Origin of the sequence: Caldicoprobacter algeriensis, from assembly GCF_023838525.1 — a bacterium.
In the GTDB taxonomy this organism is placed as follows: Bacteria; Bacillota; Clostridia; order Caldicoprobacterales; family Caldicoprobacteraceae; genus Caldicoprobacter; species Caldicoprobacter algeriensis.
This window is the reverse complement of record NZ_JAHUQD010000037.1, coordinates 1-2,964: the sequence shown is the minus strand read 5'-3', so window position 1 is coordinate 2,964 and position 2,964 is coordinate 1. Positions and strand designations below refer to the sequence as shown.

Genomic DNA, 2,964 nt, shown 5'->3' with positions numbered 1-2,964 from the left:
TTTTAAAGGAATATTATTTATATTTAAGCACCACCCACTCTGGGGAGGTATTTGAAAAATATACCTAAAAAATCAGTTATATTCAGCAACTAAAGCTGATTTTGTATAAAAATTTTTGACACTACGTTCATCACAGGGAGGTAGTAACTATGCCAACAACCATTATAAATCATAATAACGAATTAGTTGCCTTTTTGCAAGATGTAAATTATGGAATGAACAAAGCACAATTTAATCATCTGGTTACAATGGTGGAAGGCAGCATCCAAGTTGAAGGCAAACTATCGATATCCAAGATAGCAGAGAATATTGTTATTGCGAAGGATAAAAGCTGTATTTACAGGTTTTTAAGTAAATCCCCCTGGGATGATAAACAGTTGAACAGAAACCGTATAAACTTTCTTAGCTATCATCTAGAACACAACATAAGACCAGGTGAGATTGGTTTTCTAGTTATTGATGATACTACCAACTTGAAAGATATAAGAACTAAACATATGGAAGGATTAGATTTTCATTACTCCCATACAGAAGGTAAGATTTGCTGGTCTCATTGTGTAGTGACTTTGAATTTTGTAGCGGGGCCATATGCTATGCCATTTCACTTCAAAGCCTATTACAGGGAGGAGAAGTGCAAGGAGCTAGGGATTGAATTTGAGAGCAAAGTAGATATTGCCAAAGGATTTATAAGGGAGTTTCATACTCCATCGAATATAAAACAGCTTTATGTTTTAACTGACAGCTGGTATACGAGTACTTCATTAATAGAAGAAGCTTTAAGTAAGGGGTATCATGTTATTGGGTGCGTCAAATTCAATAAGACGATATCTCCTTATGGTGTGAAAGTTAAGGTTTGTGAGTTTATCAAGTACATTGAGCCGTCCACCCTTGACCTAGTTACCGTTGAGGGTAAGGAGTACAGGGTATATCGATATGAAGGGAAGGTTGGTACATTTGATAATGCTGTTTTGCTTATATCCTATGAAGTTAAAGAAGATGGTTTTGAAACTCCCGTGTGTATTCTCTCCACCGATATAGAGCTTGGTAATGAGATAATATTGAGATACTATGCAGTACGTTGGACAATAGAGACCAGCTATCAGTATTTAAAGGAGAGTCTAGGTTTTGATGAGTACAAAGTAAGGAGTCTTGTTTCAATTGAAAGGTATATGTTGCTATGTTTTCTGGCGTATAACTTTTTAGAATATTACAGGGTAAGGAGGAAGCAACTAAATCTTGATACTATAGGGGATACGATAGAGCATATGAAGAAGGAGTCTATCAAAGATTTTGTAGATTTTGTGTATTACCATGCAAAGAATGATGTTCCATTGGTGGATATATACGCCAAATTAAAGCTTGTTGCTTAAATGTTTAGTGCTATTATACCAATATAGGATTATATAACCAATATTGGTAATTTAACTTTCAAATTTGCAGAACAAGAGTAAGTAAGCATCCTGCAGTAGCTGGCATGCAGGCTCACTTTCCTCTTTGCGCCTGTATATACCGTCATGAGTACCTGCCATAGGTTTTTGCCGTTTCTATCATTGCGAAAATATTTTCATCAGGGGTATCCCTGCCGCACTGGTCACCTGTGGAAAGAATAAACTTTCCCCCTGCGGCAGCATCATCTATGGCCCTTTTGGAAGCTTCAATAACATCCTGCGTCGATCCGTTGAGCATAACATCGGTCGTGTGAAGATTTCCTTTCAACACCAGCTTATCACCGTACAGTTTCTTTATCTCCTTAAGGTCGCAGTCGCCCATAGGCGGCGGTTCTAACGGATCTATAACCGTAAGATCGGTTTCCTCAGCCATTATCTTGACCAAAAGCTTCTCGGGACCGCAGGAATGGACATGGGTGGGTATTCCATGCTTTTTGGCCAGCGCGGTGATTTCCTTTACTATGGGAAGGGCTAATTCTCTGAAAATTTTCGGTGTTTGGTGAATAAGGGTGCCGGATCCACCAAGGCATATGAAATCGGGCTTTGTTTCCAGCGACATGAGCTTATAAAAGCGTTTTACATAATATTCAAGAAGTTGTTCGCTTTTTTTGTAGGACTTTTCGGGATTGTCATAAAAATCATATATATCCTGTTCGCTGTTAAGTAATTTAGTTGTGCCGCACCACACCCCCACAAGTCCGTGGTCACCCAGTTCTTCCTTTACCAGCTTCAGCAGTTCTTCCCCCTGGGGCCACTCCTTTTTCCCTTCAATTTCTTCGTACCTGTCGGGTATTCTTGAAAAACCCAAGGTTTCCGGCTTTATTCCAGGGGTAGGCGGATTGTCATCGTAATATATGGTGATATAGGGCTCCCATTCCCTTTTACCGTCAATTATACGGTATTTTTGCGTTATGATCCGCTTTTTATCACTGTGAATAATAACCTCCTGCCAGGTGTTGTCGATCTCCCCCAGATCCTCAAACAGGATTTGTACATAACCATCCATGAGAGAGTCGAAGCCAAAATACTTTACGCAATCAATGTAGGCTTTCCATATAGGAGGATCCTGGTACAGGTAAATATCCCAGAACGGCTTTCCCGTCAACCTTGCCGGTATCATATTTGATGTATCGGGGGCAACGGGAACATGATCTGGAATTTCCCCTTTCAGGACCTTCATTAAACGTTCTCTGGATGTCATGAATATTACCCCCAGTTTTTAAAGTATCTCATATAACCAAATATCAATTTTGATTTTGTTAAGGTATATGGCATAAAATTCTCCAGCTTATACCGTCTCTTACTTCTTATTCCAAAGCACTGTATCCAAGATTGTATCTCCGTTTTAAATATATCATCCTGAAATAAACCTGTACATGAATAGAGGTCTGTCAATAGCGGATTTAAATTGACCCATTTTTAACAGATAAAATTTGACCCACCCTGGCTTTTTTAAAAACTAGACGTTATTACGCGGGCTAGCATATAGCCCGGTTTTTAACCTGTCCTTTAGGCG

General features: G+C 39.1%; 2 protein-coding genes. One reads left to right on the top strand and one right to left on the bottom strand.

Annotation, left to right across the window (positions count from 1 at the left end):
• The first annotated feature begins 149 nt into the window (after nt 1–149).
• Nucleotides 150–1,370: an IS701 family transposase gene (locus KVG29_RS12275; RefSeq protein ID WP_252228713.1), complete on the top strand. Its 1,221-nt coding sequence runs from the start codon at nt 150–152 to the stop codon at nt 1,368–1,370.
• 142 nt (nt 1,371–1,512) lie between these two features.
• Here the strand turns inward: KVG29_RS12275 and KVG29_RS12270 are convergent, their stop codons facing one another.
• Complete coding sequence (locus tag KVG29_RS12270) at nt 1,513–2,649, bottom strand: uroporphyrinogen decarboxylase family protein (RefSeq protein WP_252228712.1); 1,137 nt, start codon at nt 2,647–2,649, stop codon at nt 1,513–1,515.
• Nucleotides 2,650–2,964: the final 315 nt, after the last annotated feature.